The following is a 19,744-nucleotide window of genomic DNA, read 5'->3' as shown; positions in this document are numbered from 1 at the left end:
GAGCCGCGACGGCGACGTGCAAGGGCTCAGGCGTTCCCTGATTCCAGGACCTCGAGCGCATACTTCAGGTCCTGTGGGTACTCGCTCGTGACGGTCACCCGCTCCCCCGTCCGCGGGTGGTCGAAGGCCAGTTCCCGGGCGTGCAGCCACTGCCGGGTCAGTCCCAGGGTGGCGGCGAGCCGCGGGTCCGCGCCGTAGGTCAGGTCACCGGCACAGGGGTGCCGGAGGGCGGAAAAGTGCACGCGGATCTGGTGGGTGCGGCCGGTTTCGAGGTGCACCTCAACCAGGGAGGCCTTCCCGAAGGCTTCCAGGACCTCGTAGTGCGTCACCGAATCCCGGCCGTCTTCGATCACGGCGAACCGCCAGTCGTGGCCCGGGTGGCGGCCGATGGGCGCGTCGATGGTGCCCGCCAGCGGATCGGGAAGGCCCTGGACGACGGCGTGGTAGACCTTGTCCACGGTGCGTTCCTTGAAGGCCCGCTTCAGCACGGTGTAGGCGTTTTCGGTCTTCGCGACCACCATGACGCCGGAGGTTCCGACATCGAGCCGGTGGACGATGCCGGCGCGCTCAGGGGCGCCCGACGTCGAAATCCGGTAACCGAGACCGGCGAGGCCGCCGACCACGGTGGGGCCCACCCAGCCGGGTGAGGGATGGGCTGCCACGCCGACCGGTTTGTCGATGACGACAAATTCGTCATCGTCCAGCAGGATCAACAGGTCGTCCACTACTTCCTCCACGATTTCCAGGGGGTCCCTGCGGTCCGGCACAACGACGTCGAGCACGGTGCCGGGGGCGAGCTTGAGCGACTTGCCCACCGGCTTGGCATTGCTGGTGACGTTGCCCTCGGCGATCAGGGTGGCTGCCTGGGAGCGGGAGATGTCCATCAGCCTGGCCAGGCCCGCGTCCACGCGGGCGCCCGCCAGGTCTTCCGGGACGGTGAAGCGCCGGGGCCCGGCAGGTGCGGCGCCGGGCTCCCCGGGGAGATCTGCAGGTTCAGACATCTTTGGCCACCGTATCCTTCGTGTGGCGCGAGCCGTCCAGGGAGATTCCGCGGAGCGTGAGCAGGCAGATGATCACGACGGCGGAGACCACCGCCGAGTCGGCGATGTTGAAGATCGCGAAGTTCGGAAGCTGGATGAAGTCCACCACGTGGCCCATCGCGAAGGCAGGCTCGCGGAAGAGACGGTCCGTCAGGTTGCCGAGTGCGCCGCCTAGGAGGAGCCCGAGCGCCAGCGCCCACCAGAGCGAGCCAAGCTTGCGCAGCTGCAGCAGGATCGCGACGGACACAGCCGCCATGATGATCGTGAACACCCACGTGACGTTCTCGCCGATCGAGAACGCGGCACCGGAGTTGCGGATGTAGAACCAGTGCAGCAGCGGCGGAAAGACGGGGATCCGTTCACCCTCGGTCATGGTGCTCGTGACCCAGAGCTTGGTCAGCTGGTCGAACACGTAGGCGAACACGGCGAAGCCGGCGAACAGGACAAACAGCTTTGCCCGGCGCGGCCGGGTGTGCACAGGCTGTGCCGCCTCGACGGGCAGCATGGGCTCTGGTGATGGTGCGTCAGTCATAGGGCTTTCGTTCGGGAGCCAGTGCTGAGACTGGGGTGGGGTGCCCGGCTGGTGCCGGCCGGCGGACCCGGCGGCGGCGCAGTGGGGAAAAACAAGATGCGGGAAAATGAAAAGCCGGCGGCAGAGGAGTCCCCAGCCACCGGCTTTCAGAATACTTGGTTTTTGCCCTAGCTGGCTTCGCCAACCTCGGGGGCCGCGACGGAGCCGCGGGCATCCAGGTCACGGAGCTGGCCTTCGATGTAAGCCTTCAGGCGCGAGCGGTAGTCACGCTCGAAGCCGCGCAGCTGCTCGACCTTGCGTTCCAGGACGGAGCGCTGCTGCTCGAGGGCACCGAGGATCTTGCGGGACTTCTCCTGCGCATCGTTGACCAGGCTGCTGGCCTCGATCTGGGCTTCGGCGATGATCTTGTCGCGCTGCTGCTCGCCGTCGGCGACGTGCTTGTCGTGCATCTGCTGCGCCATGGCGAGCAGGCCGGCGGCGGACTCGGAGGCCGGGGTGGCAGCGTTGCGTGCCGGTTCGACTGCCTGGGCAGCCTGGGCAGCCTTGGCGGCCTGCTCGGCTTCCTTCTTCTTGGCGGCTTCTGCTGCCGCCTTTGCCTTGGCCTCGGCTTCTGCCTTGGCGGTGTCTTCCTTCTCGGCCTTGACGGGCGCCGGGACCTTTTCCACCACGGGTGCGGCGGCTGCGGAACTGGCAGGCGTGCCGGCGCCGGATTCGGCGAGCTTCTTGCGCAGCTCGTCGTTCTCCTGGTTCAGGCGCCGAAGTTCGACGACGATCTCGTCCAGGAAGTCGTCAACCTCGTCCTGGTCGTAGCCTTCGCGGAACTTGGTCGGCTGAAAGCGCTTGTTGACAACGTCTTCTGGCGTCAAAGCCATCTGGTCACCTCGTTGGTCTAGTTAGTCAGTAGGCCTTCCGGCCGTCAAAACTACGGTACCTAAATATGGTCTGGTTCCTCTAATTCAACACCGCAGTGTCAAACCGGAGTTTTCTAGCAGTTTGGGCGTCGGCCCAGGTCGCCTGCTGTGCGGCGGCGGCTTATGCTGCGATCGGCTGGGCGTACACCAGGCCCTTGACGATCCACATCGCCACGCTGACGGCCACGAACAGCAGCAGGAAGCCGATGTCCAATGAGATTCCGCCCAGACGCAGCGGCGGGATGAGCCGGCGGAGCAGCTTGAGGGGCTTGTCCGTGACCGAATACACAGCATGGGCGGCCACGAGTGCCATCCCGCGCGGCCGCCAGCTTCGGGCAAACATCTGCACCCAGTCGAAGACCAGGCGGATGATCAATGCCACGAAAAAAAGCAACAGAGCGATATAGACGAGCCCGAAAACAATTCCCATGAGCTAACTCATATCTCCATGTTCATTCCGGATACCGAAGTGTCCTAAGGAAAGTGTCACTTCTATTTCAACACGGATAATTCCGCACTGATGCCAGGCAGGTCTCCCTGCCTGGCATCCGTACCGAATATTCGGGCCTAGCTTTGGTTGAAGAAACTTGCCTGTGTCTCGCTGGCCTTCTTGTCATCGCCAATGACCTCGATGTACGACGGCGAGAGCAGGAACACCTTGTTCGTCACCCGTTCGATGCTGCCGCGGAGCCCGAAAACAAGTCCGGCGGAGAAGTCCACGAGGCGCTTGGCGTCAGCCTCGCCCATGTCGGTGACGTTCATAATGACGGGGATGCCGTCGCGGAAGCTTTCGCCGATGAGTTTGGCGTCGTTGTAGGACCGCGGGTGGATGGTGGTGATCTGCCGCAGTCCGGTGGTCTCTTCGCGGCTCGATGCCGCACGCTTGATGGGTGTCACAGGTGCGCGATATTCCTCTTCAKCGGCTTGAGGCTCTTCCCGGGGGACCTCGCGGACGGGCGCCGGCGCACGTCGTTCCTCGCGGTCGTGCTCCATGGATTCGTCCTCATCCTTGTGCGGTGTGGGGTGCTCAGACTCGTAATGTTCGTCGCCGTCGGCGAGCCCAAGATAGATCATTGTCTTGCGCAGAGCGCCAGCCATGGTCGACTCCTAATCTTGTCCGTAAGCGGGCCGCTTAATGACTAGACAGCCTTGGAATCCCCGCCATTACCTTCCAATACTTTGAACTTACCGCAGCGCCGGACGCGGACCGAGAATATCGGAGCCAATGCGCAGGTGTGTCGCCCCGAACCGGACGGCCTCTTCGAGGTCCTGGCTCATACCGGCGGATATCCCCGTGGCGTGCGGAAACTGTTCTGTAAGCCGCCCGGAAATGGCGGCCAGCTTCTCGAAGGCGGCCGCCGGATCCGTGCCGAGGGGGGCAACGGCCATGACGCCCGCGAGCCGCAAGCCGGGGGCCGCTGCCAGCTCTTCGGCCAGCGCGGGAACCTCGCCGGGAGCCGCGCCTCCGCGGTGCGCCCCGGCGTCCTCGTCCAGGCTGACCTGGATGAAGCAATCCAGGGGCGGGCGCCCAGTGCGTTCCGTTTCGGCCTCCATCGCCTTGGCGAGTGCGACAGCCAGTGCAGCGCGGTCCACCGAATGCACGGACTGCGCGTACTTCACCACGGACTTGGCCTTCTTGCTTTGGAGCTGGCCAATGAAGTGCCAGCTCAGGCCGAGGTCCTCGAGCTGGGCTGCTTTCTCCGCCGCCTCCTGGTCCCGGTTTTCCCCGACGTCGGCGACGCCCAGCGACGCCAGCCGCCGGATGTCCTGCGCAGGGTGAAATTTGGTGACGACAATCAGGCGTGGCGGTGRCCCCTGCCGGCCGGCGGCGGCCACCGCGGCGTCGATCCTGCGCCGGACGGCCGCGAGGTTMGCCTCCAGCTGGGTCAGCCGGGGGCCTTCCAGTGCATCCTGCCGGTGGCCTGGTCCCGTTACCGGCTCAGTCATCGCCATGCGCCAGATCCGCGTGCGTCGGGTCCGTCCACGCCAACCCGGCGAAGCGGCCGGTGTGGCTGTTGCGGCGGTAGGAGAACAGGGTCTCGTCCTCGAGGGTGCAGCCCCCGGAGTATTCGACTTCGACGCCCGCTGCTTCCAGCTGGCTCCGGACCCCTGCCGGCAGGTCCAGCCCGGGGGTGCCGGTGGAGGTCGTGCACCACGCTGCGGGCACGGCCGCGGCGACGTCTGCGCGCAGCCCTTCGGGGACCTCGTAGCATCGGCCGCAGACTGAGGGCCCCACCCAGGCGCTGATGCGGTCCGCGCCAAGCTCCCGCAGGCGGGCGACCGCGGCCGGTACGACTGCGTTGGCCACACCGGGCCGTCCGGCGTGCACGACGCCGAGGACAGGGTCCCCGGCAAGGTCCTCACCGACCAGCACCACCGGCACACAGTCCGCCACCAGGACGGCCAGCGGCTCGGTCCGGGTGACCATGGCATCGGCCGTGGGGGCAGCCGGAGCCGCACCCGCCGTGTCCACGGCCGCCAAGTCCAGAGCCGCCGAGTCCAGAGGCGCTGCTTCCAAGGTTGCAGGGTCAAACGTCGCCGTCGAACTGCCGACGATGGCGACATCGTTGCCGTGGACCTGGTTCATGTACCGGAACCTCCGTCCGCCAAGACCGGCGGCCGCTTCGAGTTCCGCGCGGCGTTGGTGGACAGCCGCGGGGTCGTCGCCAACATGCAGTGCAAGGTTCCCGGCTCCGGCGTCGGTGAAAGCCACCCACACGCCCGGCCGGACTTCAGCCCGCCAGCAAAACAATCACAACACCGCCATCAACATGTCCGGGAATTCTTTCGTTCATACAATCCACCGTAACCCGCCGCAAAGCAGCATGGCACCGCCGGACGGCGGTGCCATGCTGAAGCGGAACGGTTTACTTGAGGAAGTCCGGGACATCCAGGTCATCAGAGTGCCGGCCGGAGAGGTCCGGCTCCACGACAGCAGGCAGGTCGACGTCGAAGCCGGAGTCGGCCGGTACTGCGGAGGGGCGCTGCTGGCCCCAGCCGCCGTAGCCGGCGGCACCAACCGTGGCGTGCAGCGGCTGGACGGGGGCGGAGGCGGGAGCCTGCGCCGGAGCGGGAGCGGCAGTCGCAGGGCGCTGCGGCGCGGCCGGCAGGGACTGGTCCATGGACGGCGAGGTGGCCTTGACGTCGTCGAAGCCGGCGGCGATCACGGTGACCCGGGCCTCGTCGCCAAGGGCGTCATCGATCACGGCGCCGAAGATGATGTTCGCCTCCGGGTGGGCTACTTCCTGGACAAGGCGGGCTGCCTCGTTGATTTCGAACAGGCCCAGGTCCGAGCCGCCCTGAATGGACAGCAGGACGCCGTGGGCACCGTCGATCGATGCTTCCAGCAGCGGGGAGGCAATGGCCAGCTCCGCAGCCTTGACGGCACGGTCCTCGCCGCGGGCAGAACCGATGCCCATCAGCGCGGAACCAGCACCCTGCATGACGGACTTGACGTCGGCAAAGTCGAGGTTGATCAGGCCGGGGGTCGTGATGAGGTCCGTGATGCCCTGGACGCCGGAGAGCAGGACCTGGTCGGCGGAGCGGAACGCATCCAGGACCGAGACGTTGCGGTCGCTGATGGAGAGCAGGCGGTCGTTCGGGATCACGATCAGGGTGTCGACTTCGTCGCGCAGGGCGTCGATGCCGGCCTCGGCGGAGCCGGCCCGGCGGCGGCCTTCGAAGGTGAACGGACGCGTTACGACGCCGATGGTCAGGGCGCCAAGGGAACGGGCAATGCGGGCCACGACGGGGGCGCCGCCGGTACCGGTTCCGCCACCTTCGCCGGCGGTGACGAAGACCATGTCTGCGCCCCGGATGACCTCTTCGATTTCATCGGCGTGGTCTTCCGCAGCCTGCCGGCCGACCTCGGGGTTCGCGCCAGCACCGAGACCACGGGTCAGCTCACGCCCGACGTCGAGTTTGACGTCGGCATCGCTCATCAGCAACGCCTGGGCGTCGGTGTTGATGGCGATGAATTCGACGCCGCGAAGACCGACCTCGATCATGCGGTTGACTGCGTTCACGCCACCGCCGCCGATGCCGACGACCTTGATGACGGCCAAGTAATTCTGCGGAGCTGCCACGTTACGTGTCCCTTGTTCGTGTACTAATGCGAAAACATATCGAGTCCTGCTTGAAGCTGGAAACCTTAACCTTCGACTTGAAGGTTATAGTTATGTCAAGTAACTCATGTCTGTGACGGTATTTCCTATGCCGGGGACATTCAATAACCGGCGGGGCGTGTCGCGCGAATACCGGCAAATAGCCCCTGTAAGTAGCGCCTTGGGCCGCTCGAGGCCGGCTAACGCGTGACAGGGTGCCGGGGCACGCTGACATCGTAGACCTTCACCGGGTTCTTGGGGTCGGCCGGGACCTTCAGGAGGGCCGAAAGGACGCGCGCCTTGAGCTCCTTCTCCCCCGCGTTGCCCCAGACGATCGTCTGCCCGTCGACGAGTTTGAGCTCGACGGCGTCGGCGGAGGCGGCGGAGGCATTGGAGAGCCGGGCCAGCACATCCGCAGGCAGCGCTCCCAGCACCGCGGTGATGGCCTGGAACAAGTCCTTCGGAAGCGTCCCGCTGCCGCCGTCGATGACCGGGAGTGCGACCGAGGCGGCATCCGTGGTGGTGCTGAGCTGGACGCCGTCGACGTCCACGAGCTGGAACGTTTGGCCCTGCTTGACCAGCGCCACCGGAATACGCTCGGTGACGCGCACCTGCAGGGTGGAGGGCGGCAGCGCCGTCACGGTGACGTCCTTGACCTGGACCAGCGGCTTCAGCAGGGCCGTGACCTCCTCCTCGCTGACCTGTGGGAGGGGTTTTCCCTGAAGGGGCGCGAGGGCGGCCTGCACCTGATCCGGGTTGAGCAGCTTGGTGCCCGCCACGGAGACGGTCCGCAGGGCCAGCACGGGCGAGTAGACGGCAGCCGCGACGATCCCCGCCATCAGCACGGCCACAATGCCTATGGTGCTGAGCACGATGCGTCTGCGGCGCTTGCCCTTGGGCTCGGGGAAGGTCAGCACCTTGCCGGCGACGATCTCCGGAGGGCTCTGCGTGCTGTGTGGGCGCTGCGGATGCTGCGCGGTGCCGCCCGCCGGGTCTGCGGCGTTCTTGGACGCCGAAATGACGTCCGTGCCTGTTCCGCCGGAAGGCGGCCGGGAACCTCCCCCAGAGGCGTTGGAACCAGGGGCGTTGGAACCGGAGGCGTTGGAGCCGCCCCGGTAAGTGGGGCGCCGGGTGCTAGGCACCGGCGGCCTCGACCGTCAGGGCGTCGACGATCAGCGGCCCGTAGGCGGTGACGTCGCCGGCGCCGGCGGTGAGCACGATGTCCCCCGGTCCGGCGGCCGCCAGCAGCGCCTGCACGGCTTCCCCGCCGGGTCCGACGAGGCTGCCGCCGGAGCCCAGGTGTTCGGCGATCAGCCCGCTGGTGACGCCGGGGATGGGATCTTCCCGGGCAGGGTAGATATCCAGGACCAGGGCCGTGTCCGCCGTATTGAGGGCCTCGGCGAACTCGCGGGCGAATTCGCGGGTCCGGGAAAACAGGTGGGGCTGGAAGAGCACGTGCACCTTGTGCTGCCCGGCGACCGCCCGCGCCGCGGACAAGGCGGCGCGGACTTCCGTGGGGTGGTGCGCGTAGTCGTCATAGACGCGGACTCCGCGCCCCTCCCCCTTGAACTCGAAACGGCGCGAGGCGCCGGAGAAGTGGGCCAGTGCCCCCGCAGCGGTGTCCGGCGCGACGCCGAGCTCGAGCGCCACCGCGAAGGCCGCGGCGGCATTGAGCGCGTTGTGCCGGCCGGGAACCTGGAGTTCGACGCCGAACGTGCCCGCCGCCGTCGAGATCCCCATCTGGCCGGGTCCGGCGTCGTGCAGCCGGATGTCGGCGTCGGCCGCCGTCCCGTACAGGACCACGCGGGTGTTGCCGCGGGCCCGTGTGCGTTCGGCGAGGGCCCTCGCTCCGGGGTCGTCTGCGCAGGCCACCAGGACACCGTCCGCCGGGAGCAGCGCCGTGAAGCTGTCGAAGGAGGCGTAGACGGCATCGGCGGTGCCGTAGAAGTCCAGGTGGTCCGGCTCGACGTTGGTCACGACGGCGATCGAGGGGCGGTAGTTCAGGAAGGAGCCGTCGGACTCGTCAGCCTCCGCGACGAAGATCCCGGACGCGCCGTGCGCCGCGTTGACGCCCAGGGCCGGGACGTTCGCTCCGATGGCGAAGGACGGGTCCAGTCCGGCGCCCTGGAGCAACACCGTGATCATCGACGTCGTAGTGGACTTGCCGTGGGTTCCGGCGACTGCCACCACCGTGTCCGCCGCCATCGTGGCGGCCAGCGCCTCGGAGCGGTGCAGCACCGGGAGCCCGGCGGCGCGTGCTGCTACGAGCTCGGGGTTGTCGGGCCGGATCGCGGAGCCGGCGACCACGGTCTGGGCGTCGCCCAGGTTGTCCGGTCCATAGCCCACGGCAATCCGGGCGCCGGCGGCTGCGAGGTCCGCCATGACGGGCAGGTCCTTGGCGTCGGAGCCGCTGACCGGGATTCCGCGGGCCACCATGATGCGGGCGACGGCGGACATGCCGACGCCGCCGATGCCGATGAAGTGAATGCGGCCCAGGGACTCCAGGGATCGCGTGCCGTGTTGGGGCTGGGTCATGGCTCTACTGCTTCCTGCCGTCCTGGGTGGGGTGCTGCTGTGTCGGGTGTTGCTTCGGGGCCGCGACTTCGAGGATGAGATCGGCCATGCGCCGGTCCGCGTTGCGGATGCCGAGCTGTTCGGAGCTGGCCGCCATCCGGGCCAGTCTGTCCGTGTCCAGCAGGAGGGGAATGATGTTCCCGCGGATCCAGTCGGCGGAGAAGGCCTTGTCGTCGATGATCAGGGCCCCGCCTGCGTCGACAAGTCCGGCGGCGTTCAGCGCCTGCTCGCCGTTGCCGATGGGGAGGGGGACAAAGACGGCGGGCACGCCGACGGCGGCCACCTCACAGACAGTGGCGGCACCGGCCCGGGCCAGCAGCAGGTCCGCTGCGGCGTACACGGTCTCCATGCCGTCCACGTATTCCACCTGCCGGTAGCCTGGCGCGGCGAGGGGCTTGCCGGCGGCGTCGTGCATGGACTTGCCGCGGCCGGTGATGTGCAGCGTCTGCACGCCGGCCTCGGCGAGGGCTCCTACGGCCGCGGCGAGGGACCGGTTGATGCTCTGGGCGCCAGAGGATCCGCCGGTGACAATCAGCGTTGGCTTGTCCGGGTCCAGTCCGAGCTCCTGCCGTGCCCCGGCGCGGGCGGCCGCGCGGTCAAGGCCGGAAATCTCGGGGCGCATCGGCATGCCCACGTGCCGGGCGCGGCCGAGTTTGGTCGCGGCGAAGGCGACGGCCACGTGCGCGCCGAGCCGGGCGCCTACGCGGTTGGCCAGGCCGGGGCGGGTGTTGGCCTCGTGGACCACGATCGGGATCTTCCGGCGCCGGGCCGCGAGGTACATCGGTGTGCACACGTAGCCGCCCACTCCGACAAGGACGTCGGCTCCTGCCGCATCCAGGATGGACCCTGCCTGCTTCACCGCAACGACCATCCGGCCGGGAAGCCGGAGCAGGTCCGTGGAGGGCTTGCGCGGGAGCGGCACCCGGCTGATGGTGGCCAGCTCCAGGCCGGCCGCCGGAACCAGGCGCGCTTCCATTCCCCCGGGTGTCCCGACAGCCAGGAGCTGCACGGCGGGGAGGGACTGGCGAAGGGCGCCGGCAATGGCCAGCAGCGGGCTGATATGACCGGCGGTTCCGCCACCGGCAAGGACCACGGACAAAGGCGATTCGGTGTTCATGAAGGGCTGTTTACGCTTTCGTACGGCTCTTGGCGGGGTTTTTGCTTGCTGTGCTTTTGGCTGGTGCGTTTTTGGACGGATTGCCGGCGGGATTCCGGGCCGGGTTCGGGGCGGCGCCCTTGCCGGTTGCCTTTGGGGCGGCGCCCTTCGAAGCTGATCCCTTCGGTGCGGCGCGGTCGGCGGACTGGCTGGATGCCTTGGCGGCCGCCCGGGCAGCGCGGGTCCTCCGCACGGAATTCGCGAACGCGGCGGGCCCGAACCTGAACATCTTCTTAGGCTGCATCGCCGGGTCCATTTGGGCCCGGGCAAGGGACAAGACCACGCCGATCGCGCACAGCGACATCAGCAGGGCCGAGCCGCCGTAGGAGATGAAGGGCAACGGGACGCCGATCACCGGTGCCAGTCCGGTCACCACGGCCATGTTGACGCTGGCCTGGCCCAGGAGCCAGACCATGATGGCGCCGGCCAGGACGCGGTGGAAGACATCGTGCTGCGCGACGACAACGCGGTAGATGGCCGTGCCGAGGATGGCGAAGAGGATCAGTACCACCAGCGTCCCGACCAGTCCGAGTTCTTCACCGATGATCGCGAAGATGAAGTCGTTGTGGGCTTCGGGGATCCAGCTGTACTTTTGCCGGCTCTGGCCCAGTCCCACGCCAAACCAGCCGCCGGACGCAAGGCCATAAAGGCCGTTGGTGGACTGGTAGTTCAGGTCGGAGCCGTCGGCACAGGTCTGGCCGGTCCAGGACAGGATGCGGCACATCCGGTTCGGGCTCGTGACGGCGAGGACGGTCGCGCCAATGGCCAGTATTGCCCCGGATATGCCGAAGAAGGAGAGCCGGACGCCGGCGAAGAACAGTCCGGCGGCCACGATGATCATCACAATCATGGCCGTGCCGAGGTCGTTTCCGGCGAGGATGAGGCCCAGGACGGCGGCGGACCCAGGGAACACGACGGGAATCAGGGCGTGGCGCCACTCCTGGAGTAGCTTCGCTTTGCGGTCCAGCACCGTGGCCATCCACAGTGCGAGGGCAAGCTTGGCGGCTTCGGAGGGCTGGAAGGTGAAGGGGCCGACGTCGATCCAGTTCTGGTTGCCCAGGGCGCTGCGCCCGACAAGGAGGACCAGGCCCAGCAGCGCAACGGCCAGGAAAATGATGGGCCAGGCGAAGCGCCGGAGCCAGACGACGTTGACGCGCGAGAGGACAAACATGGCGAAGACGCCGAGTGCTGCGAAGCCACCCTGCTTGAGGGCCGCGGAGTAGGGCGACTCCCCCGCGGCGATGGCTTCCACGCTGGAGGCGGAGAGGACCATCATGATGCCGATCGCCGTCAGGGCCAGGGTGGAGCCAAGGATCAGGTAGTACGTGGATCCGTTGCGGGACTTGCCGGTGCCTTCCAGCGCGGACCAGAATCCCCGCATCCAGGCACGCACCCGTGCCGCGGGCGTCAGAGTGGGCCGGCGCGCCGACGGCGGTGTCCTGCCCCCGGCGGACTTGGCGCCGGCGGCACCGCCGCTGGTGGCCCCGCCTCCGGCGCGGGCCGCCGTCGTACGTGTGGGCGTGCTGACCATTGTTACTCCTCGCTGGTCTGAGCCTGCCCTTCCACGAGCTCGCGGACAGCTTCGATGAAGGCGTCGCCACGGTGAGCATAGGAAGAGAACTGATCCATGGAAGCAGCCGCCGGAGCCAGCAGCACAGTGTCCCCGGAGGCGGCCACCTGCGCCGCCGAGGCAACGGCCTGGGCCATCACAGTCTCGCCAAAAATYGGCGAGGGGCCTGCGGCGGCKTKGGCCGTTCCGGCAGTCTGCACGTCTTCAGTSTCGCCCTTKGCCGSCCCGATCACGGGGACATCCGGCGCGTGTCGCTTCAGCGCGGCCTGCAGGTCACTGGAGTCCGTGCCGATCAGCACCACGGCCTTGAGCCGGCTGCCCTGTTCCCGGATCAGGGAGTCGTAATTCACACCCTTGGACAGGCCGCCGGCGATCCACACCACGTTCTGGAACGCCGACAGAGAGGCGGCGGCGGCATGCGGGTTGGTGGCCTTGGAATCGTTGACCCAGAGGACACCCTCGTGCCGGGCCACGGGCTGGATCCGGTGGTCTCCCGGGAGGTAGTTCAGCAGGCCCTGGCGGACTGCCGACGCCTCCAGGCCGTAGGCCCGGACCAGGGCCGCCGCAGCCAGCGCGTTCGCCACCATGTGGCGCGGAGCCGCCGACCCAAGGTCGGCAATCGAGGCGAGTTCGGCCGCGCTGTCCTTGCGTTCGGCGATGAACGCGCGGTCCACGAGCAGTCCTTCCACGACGCCGAGCATGCTGATGGCCGGCGTCAGTGTGGTGAAGCCCACGGCTCTGCAGCCCTCCACGACGTCCGCGTCCTCGACCATGCGTTCGGTCTCGATCTGCTCGGCGTTGTAGATGCAGGCCTTCTGGGTGTTCGCGTAGACCTTGGCCTTGTCGGCCAGGTAGGAGGCGTAGGAACCATGCCAGTCCACGTGGTCCTCGGCGACGTTCAGACACACGCTGGCCACCGGTGAGACCGTGTGGCTCCAGTGCAGCTGGAAGCTGGAGAGTTCCACCGCGAAGGCGTCGTACTCCACGGGGTCGCGGAGGGCGTCCAGGATCGGGGTACCGACGTTGCCGACCGCGATCGCCTTGAGCCCGGCGGCCTGCAGCATGGACTCGGTCAGGCCCACCGTGGTGGTCTTGCCGTTGGTGCCGGTAATGGTCAGCCAGTCGGCGGTCTTGCGGCCCTTGCGTTCGCGCACCCGCCAGGCGAGCTCGACGTCGCCCCACACCGGAATGTGGGCCCGTGCGGCCGCAGCGAGCAAGGCCTGGTCCGGCCGCCAGCCGGGGGACGTAACCACCAGGTCAGGTTTGTGGCCCTCGACCTTCGGAACGGACTCCACTGCTTCTTCGCCCAGCAGGACGTCCGCCGCGCCGACGATCCGGAGCGTGTCCGCCTGGGCCAGTGCCTTGGCGCTGGTGGCGGCGTCAACCACCACCACGCGGGCACCGAGTTCAATGAGGGTGTCGGCGGCGGCGAAGCCAGAGACGCCGATGCCGGTGACCACGACGCGCAGGCCGGACCAGTCGGAATCCCACGTGGCGAGGTCCTGGAGCCGGGGCGAGGTGGAGAGCGGGGCGGGGATAGGTCCGGTCACAGGAGCACCACCCATTCGGCGTAGAAGACGCCCAGGCCGGCGGCGACGAACAATCCGCACAGGATCCAGAACCGGACCACCACCGTGACTTCGGCCCAGCCCTTGAGTTCGAAGTGGTGCTGCAGCGGCGCCATCTTGAAGAACCGCTTGCCCTTGGTGAGTTTGAAGTAGCCCACCTGGATGATGACGGAAAGCGTGATGAGCACGAAGAGGCCGCCGATGAAGGCCAGCAGCAGTTCCGTGCGGGACAGGATAGCGAAGGCTGCGACCGCGCCGCCGATGGCCAGCGATCCCGTGTCTCCCATGAAGATCTTCGCGGGCGAGGTATTCCACCACAGGAACCCGACCATCGCCGCGCTCAGGATGGCTGCCAGCAGGGCCAGGTCCAGGGGGTCGCGGACCGAGTAGCAGCCGCTGCCGGCCTGCCGCGGGGACCCGCAGGCCTGGTTGCTCTGCCAGATGCCCATGAGCGTGTACGCCCCGAAGACCATGACGGAGGCGCCGGCTGCGAGGCCGTCGAGGCCGTCAGTGAGGTTCACGCCGTTGGTCGCGGCCGTGACGATCAGGTTGGACCACAGCACGAACAGGATCGCGCCGAGCACGGTTCCGGCGAAGGCCAGGTTGAGCCACGGGATATCACGCACCAGCGAGATCTGGGTGGACGCCGGGGTCAGGCCGGCGGCGTTGGGGAAGTTGAGCGCCAGCACGGCGAAAATGATGCCGACGGCGCCCTGGAGAACCAGCTTTGCCTTGGCATCCAGGCCCAGGCTGCGCTGCTTGGAGATCTTGATGAAGTCGTCCAGGAATCCCACCAGCCCCATACCCACCATGAGGAACAGCAGGAGCAGCCCGGAGGCGCTCGGTCCCGGGGAATGCGGATTCATCATCCACATAATCAGGTGCGTGAGCCCGTAGCTGACAAGGACCGCCAGGACCACAACGGTGCCGCCCATGGTGGGCGTGCCGCGCTTGGTGTGGTGCGAGGTGGGTCCGTCATCGCGGATGAATTGTCCGTAACCCTTGCGGACCAGGAACCGGATGAAAAGTGGCGTGCCCACGAACGCGAGGAACAGGGCCATTCCAGCGCCCATCAGTAGTGCAATCACAGCTGTGCACTCCCTTCGGTGGCTGTTGCGGCAATTCCCTCAGCAGGTCGCTCGGGAGAGTCTTGGGGGGCTTGTGGGGGTAATGCTATCCGATCCCCCAGATGGCGCAGCCCGATGCCGTTCGATGACTTGAACAGGACCAGGTCGCCGGGCTGGAGCTCGGTTTGGAGCAGCTCGTAGGCCTCGTCCGCGGTCTCGGCGAAAACACATTCGTCGCCCCAGGAGCCCTCGTTGACGGCGGAGACATACAGGGACCGGGCTTCCCGGCCCACCACCACGAGGCGGGAGATGTTGAGCCGGACCACCTGGGTGCCGACGGCCATGTGCTCACGGATCGAATCCGGGCCAAGCTCCAGCATGGCGCCCAGGACGGCCCAGGTCCGGCGGCCGCGGCCGAGCTCGGCCAGCGTCCGCAGTGCGGCCCGCATGGATTCCGGGTTGGCATTGTAGGCATCGTTGATGACCGTCACGCCGTCGGGACGCTCCGTGCGCTCCATCCGCCAGCGGCTGGCGGCGGTCTGTGCGCTGAGCGAGGCCGCGATCTGCGCGCCGGGGATGCCGGCCGCATGTGCCGCGGCCGCCGCGGCGAGGAGGTTGGCGAGGTGATGGGCGCCGATCAGCTTGGCGGCGACGTGATGCTGTGTTGTCCCCTGGGTGGCGGTCCCGTGAACGGACTCGCCGCCGGGCAGGTGAAGCTCAAATTCAGGGTGGCCTTCGGCGTTCAGGTCCACGTCAACGGCCCGGACCAGGTCGGTCCGGGCGTTGCTGTCCTGGCCGTTGCTGTCCTTGTCGTCGCTGTCCTGGCCGTTGACGGCCGGGCGGGAGGTGTAGCCGAGCACGTGGGCGCGGGTCCTGGTGGCCATCGCGGCGACGCGGGCGTCGTCCAGGTTCAGCACGGCCGTGCCGGAGGCCGGGAGGGCCTCCACAAGTTCGCCTTTGGCGACGGCGATGTTCTCGACGCCCCCGAATTCTCCGGCATGGGCGGTGCCGACGCCGAGGACGACGCCGATCTCCGGCTTCACCATGTCCGCAAGGTACCGGATGTGGCCAATGCCCGTGGCGCCCATCTCGATGACGAGGTAGCGGGTGTCGAAGTCGGCTTTGAAGACGGTGAGCGGGACGCCGATCTCCCCGTTGTAGGACCCCTGGGGCGCAACGGTGGAGCCTTCGGCGTCGGCGGCAGCGAAGATGCCGGCCAGAAGGTCCTTCGTGGTGGTCTTGCCGGCGGAGCCGGTAATGCCGATCACCGTGAACGCGGCGCCGGCAGCCTCGCGGTGTGCCCGGATCCGGCGGACGGCTTCGGCGGCCAGCGCGCCCATGGCGAGGACAGCGTCCTCGACGACGACGGCGGGGTAGTTCGTTCCGGCGGCGTCGGCGACCTCGCGCTCCACGAGTGCCAGGACGGCTCCCCGGTCAAAGGCGGCGCCCACGAAGTCGTGGCCGTCGGCGTTCTCCCCCGGTTTGGCCACATAGAGGGARCCCGCCGTGGCCTCGCGGGAGTCGGTCACCACGGAGGCGGGCGTAATTCCCGGTTCCGCGGCAAGCCGGCCGTTGGTTATGTCGGCGATTTCCGCCGCTGTAAGTGCAATCATCTCGGTTTAGGACTCTATCCGGTGGTCTTCGAGAACGGTGAATCCCCGTGCTGTCAAGGCGTTCCGGAGTTCCACCCGGTCATCCAGTGCCAGGTTGACTCCCTTGACCTCCTGCCACACCTCGTGGCCCCGCCCGGCCACCAGGATGGTGTCCGCTGCTCCGGCGAGCTCCACTGCCTTCAGGATGGCGGCGTCGCGAGGGAAAACCTCCAGGACCGTGCAGTCCAGGCCTTCCTCGTCCCTGGCCGCCAGGGCCCCGGCAAGGACGTCGGCGCGGATGGCTGCCGCGTCCTCGTCGTGGGGGTCGTCGTCGCTGATGATCACGGTGTCCGCGAGCCGGGCGGCGATGGCCCCCATGGCGGGGCGCTTGCCCTGGTCACGCTGCCCGGTGGCGCCGAAAACGACGATCACCTTGGACCCGGGTTCCGGTGACCGGACAGCCTCGAGGGCACGTTCCAGGGCGTCGGGGTTGTGCGCGAAGTCCACCACGGCCGCCGGGGCCGTGGAGACCAGCTGCATGCGGCCGGGCACGGCGACGGTGAAGGGGTCTGCGGCGTCGAGGGCGGCCTGCACGCCGGCAGGCTCGTGGCCTCCGGCGAGCACCATCACCGTGGCCAGCGCGGCGTTGGCCACATTGAAGCTTCCCGGCAGGCCGGTGTGGACGCGCAGCTCGGCGCCGTCGCGGTGCCGGAGCACGAAGTCCGAGCCGAGTCCCCGCGGGGTTGTCGTGGCCACGATCCAGTCGGCGGCCTGACCGGCGGCTCCGGTCCCGGTGCCGGGCTGCCCGGCCGTGGCGAGGGTTGTGACCGGGATTTCGGCGGCGGCCGCGAGCTTCCGGCCCCAGGCATCATCGACGGTCACCACGGCGGCGCGGGCGCGTTCGGGCGTGAACAGCCGGGCCTTGGTCTGGAAGTATTCCTCCATGGTCCCGTGCAGGTCCAGGTGGTCCTGGGTGAGGTTCGTGAACCCGGCGACGTCGAACACCACGGCGTCCACGCGGTGGAAGGACACGGCGTGGGAGGAGACCTCCATGGAGGCGGCATCGAGCCCGCGTTCGCGCATGAGCGCGAGCAGGGCGTGCACGTCGGTGGATTCCGGGGTGGTCAGCAGGCTCGGGATCGGCTCGGCGCCGGCAAGGATCTCGATGGTCCCGATCAGCCCGGTCCGTTTGCCGAGCGCCTGCAGGAGGGCGTTGATGAAGTAGGTGGTGGTGGTCTTGCCGTTGGTGCCTGTGACCCCGAAGAGCGCGGGCGCCCCGGCGCCGTCGGGCCGGCTCTGGTAGATCAGTGCGGAGAGCCGGCCGACGACGCTGCGCGGCTCCTCGGCCAACAGGACGGGGACGGGGATGTCAGTGGCCAGGGCCAGCAGGCGCGCCCCGGCGTCGTCTGTCAGGACGGCTACGGCGCCCGCATCGATGGCCTGGGAGGCAAAGTCGGCACCGTGCCTGGTGGCGCCGGGCAGGGCCACGTAAAGGTCTCCCGGGCGGACCGAGCGGGAGTTCAGGGAGATCCCGGTGACCGTGACAGTGCTGGATGCCCCGGGAACGGCGACGCCGATTGCCTCCCCGATGGCGGCCAGCGGCACCGCGGCAACCGCAGTGGGCCGGAAGCCCGGCGTGGAATCGTGGCCGAACGGCACGGAAGCATCGGGGTCGGTGAGCTCTGACAAGTGGATCTCCGTTGTGGTGCTAGTGGATCGGGCCCATGCAATGGGGGCACGTACGAAGGCGTGCTCGGGTGCATAGGCACTTGGGGGTGGCGCCGGCTGGTGACTGCCGGGCGCCGGATGGAACAGGCGCTATTTCGCGTACTGCGGCAACCGGGCGGGTTCGCCGGTGGAGGGCTGGACGTTGAAAGTGCGCAGCGTCTGGCTCATCACCGAACGGAACACCGGTCCGTTGGTGATTCCGTAGATGCTTCCCTTGGGCCGTTGCAGGACCACCTCAACAATAAACCGCGGATCGTCCATGGGCGCCATTCCGATGATCGAAGCGGTGTAGCCGCAAAACCCGGATTTGCCGTCATCGCACGGGGACTCGGACGTGCCTGTCTTGGCGCCTATCCTGTATCCGTCAATCGCCGCTTCCTTGATCTCGCCCTCGGTGACGGCGCTCTCGAGGATGTCGCGGACCTGCTTGGCGGTCTCCTTGGAAACGACCTGCTGCGGGTCCTTGGCCGGGACTTTCTCCTCGGTTCCGTCCGGGCTGATGTAGCTGTCGATCAGCCGCGGCTGGAGCATCACGCCGTCGTTGGCGATGCTCTGGTAGGCGCGGACGGTCTGGAGGGTGGACTGGGCGACGCCCTGGCCGAAGAGGACGGTGTATTGCTGGCGGCCGTCCCATTGGTCGGCGGGGGTCAGGATGCCCTTGGATTCGGCCGGGAGTCCGATGTCGGGGGCCTCGCCGATGCCAAATTTCCGCAGCCAGTTATAACGCTGGTCCTTGCTCAGGCGCTGCCCCACCATGACCGTGCCGGTATTCATGGAGTAGCCGACGATTCCGGCCAGTGTCCGTTGCTCGGTGCCGTGCTCGAACGCGTCGCTGAAGGTCTGCCCGTCCACGGTGTATGTCGGTGGAATGGTGAAGGTATCCAGCGGGCTGGACTTGCCCTCCTGGATCGCGGCAGCGGCGGTGATCATTTTCTCCACGGACCCTGGCTCGTAGGAGGCGGTAACGGCCCGGACTCCGCGGTCCTCGGCGGGAACCTTGCCGGGATCATTGGGATCCGGGGCGTCGGTGTCCGCCATGGCGATGATGTTGCCGGTCTTGATGTCAGAGACGACGATCACGCCCCATTCGGCGCCGAGCTTGTCCTTCTGGCTTTGGATGGCCTGCTGGGAAAAATATTGCAGGTCCGAGTTCAGCGTGAGCTTGATGTCCTTGCCGTTGATCGCCGGCGTCAGCTCGTCCACGCCGACCGGGATCCGCAGCCCGTCCGCGCCGATCTCGAACACGCGCTTGCCCGGCGTTCCCTTGAGGATCTCGTCCTGGGTCTGCTCGAGCCCCGCCTGCCCGGTAGTGCCGTCCTTGAGGAACCCGACAATTCCGCCGGCCACCGAGCCGTTGGGGTAGACGCGCTTGCTGGTGCCTTCGGTGACAATGCCCGGAATCTGCAGCTTGGAGACGCGGTCCTCGACGTCGGGCTTCAGGTCCTTGGCCACGATGTAGTACCGCTGGGTTCCGGTCAGGGCCTGGCGCAGGGCGTCGCGGTCCATGCCGAGCACGCCGGCCAGTTCGGAGATGCCCTGGTCCCGGGTGACCTTGACGAGCTCTTCCTTGCCGTCGATGGTTTCGAGCCGGCGGAAGGTGTCCGTCTTGGTGTTCACGGTCTGGTCCACCACCACGTTGTAGCGGATGACGCTGCTGGCCAGGACCGTGCCGGACGAATCGAGGATGCTGCCGCGCTCGGCGGGCAGCACTATGGGCGTGAGCCGGTTGTTGAGCGCGGCTTCCGCCATGCCCCCAACGTCCAGCCCCTGGACCATGAACAGCTTGCCGCCGACCACCAGCAGGAGGGTCAACATGATGCCGAGTCCCCAGCGGAGCCGCCGGGTGGCGCTTGGGGCTTTCGCCTTGCTTGCCTTGCCGGAGTTCTTCGCCACGGTGAGTCCT

17 protein-coding genes are annotated in these 19,744 nt (G+C 67.8%); all 17 read right to left on the bottom strand.

Translation table 11 applies throughout. From position 1 onward, the window contains the following. Positions 1-26: 26 nt before the first annotated feature. A complete protein-coding gene (locus tag AC1DEY_RS11460; RefSeq protein WP_476868032.1) occupies positions 27-1,001 on the bottom strand; it encodes an RluA family pseudouridine synthase in 975 nt (324 codons plus the stop codon). Then, entirely contained in the window at positions 994-1,572 is a 579-nt protein-coding gene (gene lspA, locus AC1DEY_RS11455) for a signal peptidase II (protein ID WP_476868031.1), read from the bottom strand. The genes AC1DEY_RS11460 and lspA overlap by 8 nt, the downstream gene beginning before the upstream one ends. Positions 1,573-1,739: 167 nt before the next feature. Beyond that, positions 1,740-2,444 (bottom strand): DivIVA domain-containing protein, encoded by a 705-nt coding sequence (locus AC1DEY_RS11450; RefSeq protein WP_390202918.1) that lies wholly within the window; start codon positions 2,442-2,444, stop codon positions 1,740-1,742. A 160-nt stretch (positions 2,445-2,604) separates the two neighbouring features. After that, positions 2,605-2,913 carry a YggT family protein gene (locus tag AC1DEY_RS11445; RefSeq protein WP_390202917.1) on the bottom strand — a complete coding sequence of 103 codons (309 nt, stop codon included), beginning with the start codon at positions 2,911-2,913 and terminating at the stop codon, positions 2,605-2,607. A 137-nt stretch (positions 2,914-3,050) separates the two neighbouring features. Beyond that, complete coding sequence (locus AC1DEY_RS11440; RefSeq protein ID WP_476868030.1) at positions 3,051-3,581, bottom strand: cell division protein SepF; 531 nt, start codon at positions 3,579-3,581, stop codon at positions 3,051-3,053. A gap of 87 nt (positions 3,582-3,668) precedes the next feature. Continuing rightward, a complete protein-coding gene (locus AC1DEY_RS11435) occupies positions 3,669-4,430 on the bottom strand; it encodes a YggS family pyridoxal phosphate-dependent enzyme (RefSeq protein WP_476868051.1) in 762 nt (253 codons plus the stop codon). Next, positions 4,423-5,235, bottom strand: a complete 813-nt coding sequence (locus AC1DEY_RS11430; protein ID WP_476868029.1) for a laccase domain-containing protein — start codon at positions 5,233-5,235, stop codon at positions 4,423-4,425. Before AC1DEY_RS11430 ends, AC1DEY_RS11435 begins: the two co-directional genes overlap by 8 nt. Before the next feature lie 115 nt (positions 5,236-5,350). Continuing rightward, on the bottom strand, positions 5,351-6,568 hold the full coding sequence (ftsZ, locus tag AC1DEY_RS11425; RefSeq protein WP_476868028.1) for a cell division protein FtsZ: 1,218 nt from the start codon (positions 6,566-6,568) through the stop codon (positions 5,351-5,353). Between the two features lie 218 nt (positions 6,569-6,786). Then, complete coding sequence (locus tag AC1DEY_RS11420; RefSeq protein ID WP_476868027.1) at positions 6,787-7,728, bottom strand: cell division protein FtsQ/DivIB; 942 nt, start codon at positions 7,726-7,728, stop codon at positions 6,787-6,789. Beyond that, entirely contained in the window at positions 7,721-9,121 is a 1,401-nt protein-coding gene (gene murC / locus AC1DEY_RS11415; RefSeq protein ID WP_476868026.1) for a UDP-N-acetylmuramate--L-alanine ligase, read from the bottom strand. The genes AC1DEY_RS11420 and murC overlap by 8 nt, the downstream gene beginning before the upstream one ends. 4 nt (positions 9,122-9,125) lie before the next feature. After that, the gene (murG, locus tag AC1DEY_RS11410; RefSeq protein ID WP_476868025.1) at positions 9,126-10,277 is read right to left on the bottom strand and encodes an undecaprenyldiphospho-muramoylpentapeptide beta-N-acetylglucosaminyltransferase; all 1,152 of its coding nucleotides are present in this window, start codon (positions 10,275-10,277) and stop codon (positions 9,126-9,128) included. 10 nt (positions 10,278-10,287) lie between these two features. Then, positions 10,288-11,847 (bottom strand): putative lipid II flippase FtsW, encoded by a 1,560-nt coding sequence (gene ftsW, locus AC1DEY_RS11405; protein ID WP_476868024.1) that lies wholly within the window; start codon positions 11,845-11,847, stop codon positions 10,288-10,290. Positions 11,848-11,849: 2 nt separating this feature from the next. Beyond that, positions 11,850-13,451, bottom strand: coding sequence for a UDP-N-acetylmuramoyl-L-alanine--D-glutamate ligase (gene murD / locus AC1DEY_RS11400; protein WP_476868023.1), 1,602 nt, complete (start codon positions 13,449-13,451; stop codon positions 11,850-11,852). After that, on the bottom strand, positions 13,433-14,542 hold the full coding sequence (mraY, locus tag AC1DEY_RS11395) for a phospho-N-acetylmuramoyl-pentapeptide-transferase (protein WP_441410370.1): 1,110 nt from the start codon (positions 14,540-14,542) through the stop codon (positions 13,433-13,435). Before mraY ends, murD begins: the two co-directional genes overlap by 19 nt. Continuing rightward, positions 14,539-16,134 (bottom strand): UDP-N-acetylmuramoyl-tripeptide--D-alanyl-D-alanine ligase, encoded by a 1,596-nt coding sequence (locus AC1DEY_RS11390; RefSeq protein ID WP_476868022.1) that lies wholly within the window; start codon positions 16,132-16,134, stop codon positions 14,539-14,541. The genes mraY and AC1DEY_RS11390 overlap by 4 nt, the downstream gene beginning before the upstream one ends. Before the next feature lie 6 nt (positions 16,135-16,140). Further along, complete coding sequence (locus AC1DEY_RS11385; protein WP_476868021.1) at positions 16,141-17,802, bottom strand: UDP-N-acetylmuramoyl-L-alanyl-D-glutamate--2,6-diaminopimelate ligase; 1,662 nt, start codon at positions 17,800-17,802, stop codon at positions 16,141-16,143. A 129-nt stretch (positions 17,803-17,931) separates the two neighbouring features. Then, positions 17,932-19,734, bottom strand: a complete 1,803-nt coding sequence (locus AC1DEY_RS11380; protein ID WP_476868020.1) for a peptidoglycan D,D-transpeptidase FtsI family protein — start codon at positions 19,732-19,734, stop codon at positions 17,932-17,934. Positions 19,735-19,744: the final 10 nt, after the last annotated feature.

It is taken from the genome of Arthrobacter sp. 05T47, from assembly GCF_056395825.1.
The sequence above is the reverse complement of the archived record's forward strand: the minus strand, read 5'-3'. Positions and strand labels throughout refer to the sequence as shown.

Excerpts from the sequence above, each read along its gene's own strand:
- murC (WP_476868026.1), bottom strand. The coding sequence starts at position 9,121 with ATGACCCAGCCCCAACACGGCACGCGATCCCTGGAGTCCCTGGGCCGC.
- AC1DEY_RS11445 (WP_390202917.1), bottom strand. The coding sequence starts at position 2,913 with ATGGGAATTGTTTTCGGGCTCGTCTATATCGCTCTGTTGCTTTTTTTC.
- ftsW (WP_476868024.1), bottom strand. The coding sequence starts at position 11,847 with ATGGTCAGCACGCCCACACGTACGACGGCGGCCCGCGCCGGAGGCGGG.
- AC1DEY_RS11460 (WP_476868032.1), bottom strand. The coding sequence starts at position 1,001 with ATGTCTGAACCTGCAGATCTCCCCGGGGAGCCCGGCGCCGCACCTGCC.
- lspA (WP_476868031.1), bottom strand. The coding sequence starts at position 1,572 with ATGACTGACGCACCATCACCAGAGCCCATGCTGCCCGTCGAGGCGGCA.
- AC1DEY_RS11450 (WP_390202918.1), bottom strand. The coding sequence starts at position 2,444 with ATGGCTTTGACGCCAGAAGACGTTGTCAACAAGCGCTTTCAGCCGACC.
- murG (WP_476868025.1), bottom strand. The coding sequence starts at position 10,277 with ATGAACACCGAATCGCCTTTGTCCGTGGTCCTTGCCGGTGGCGGAACC.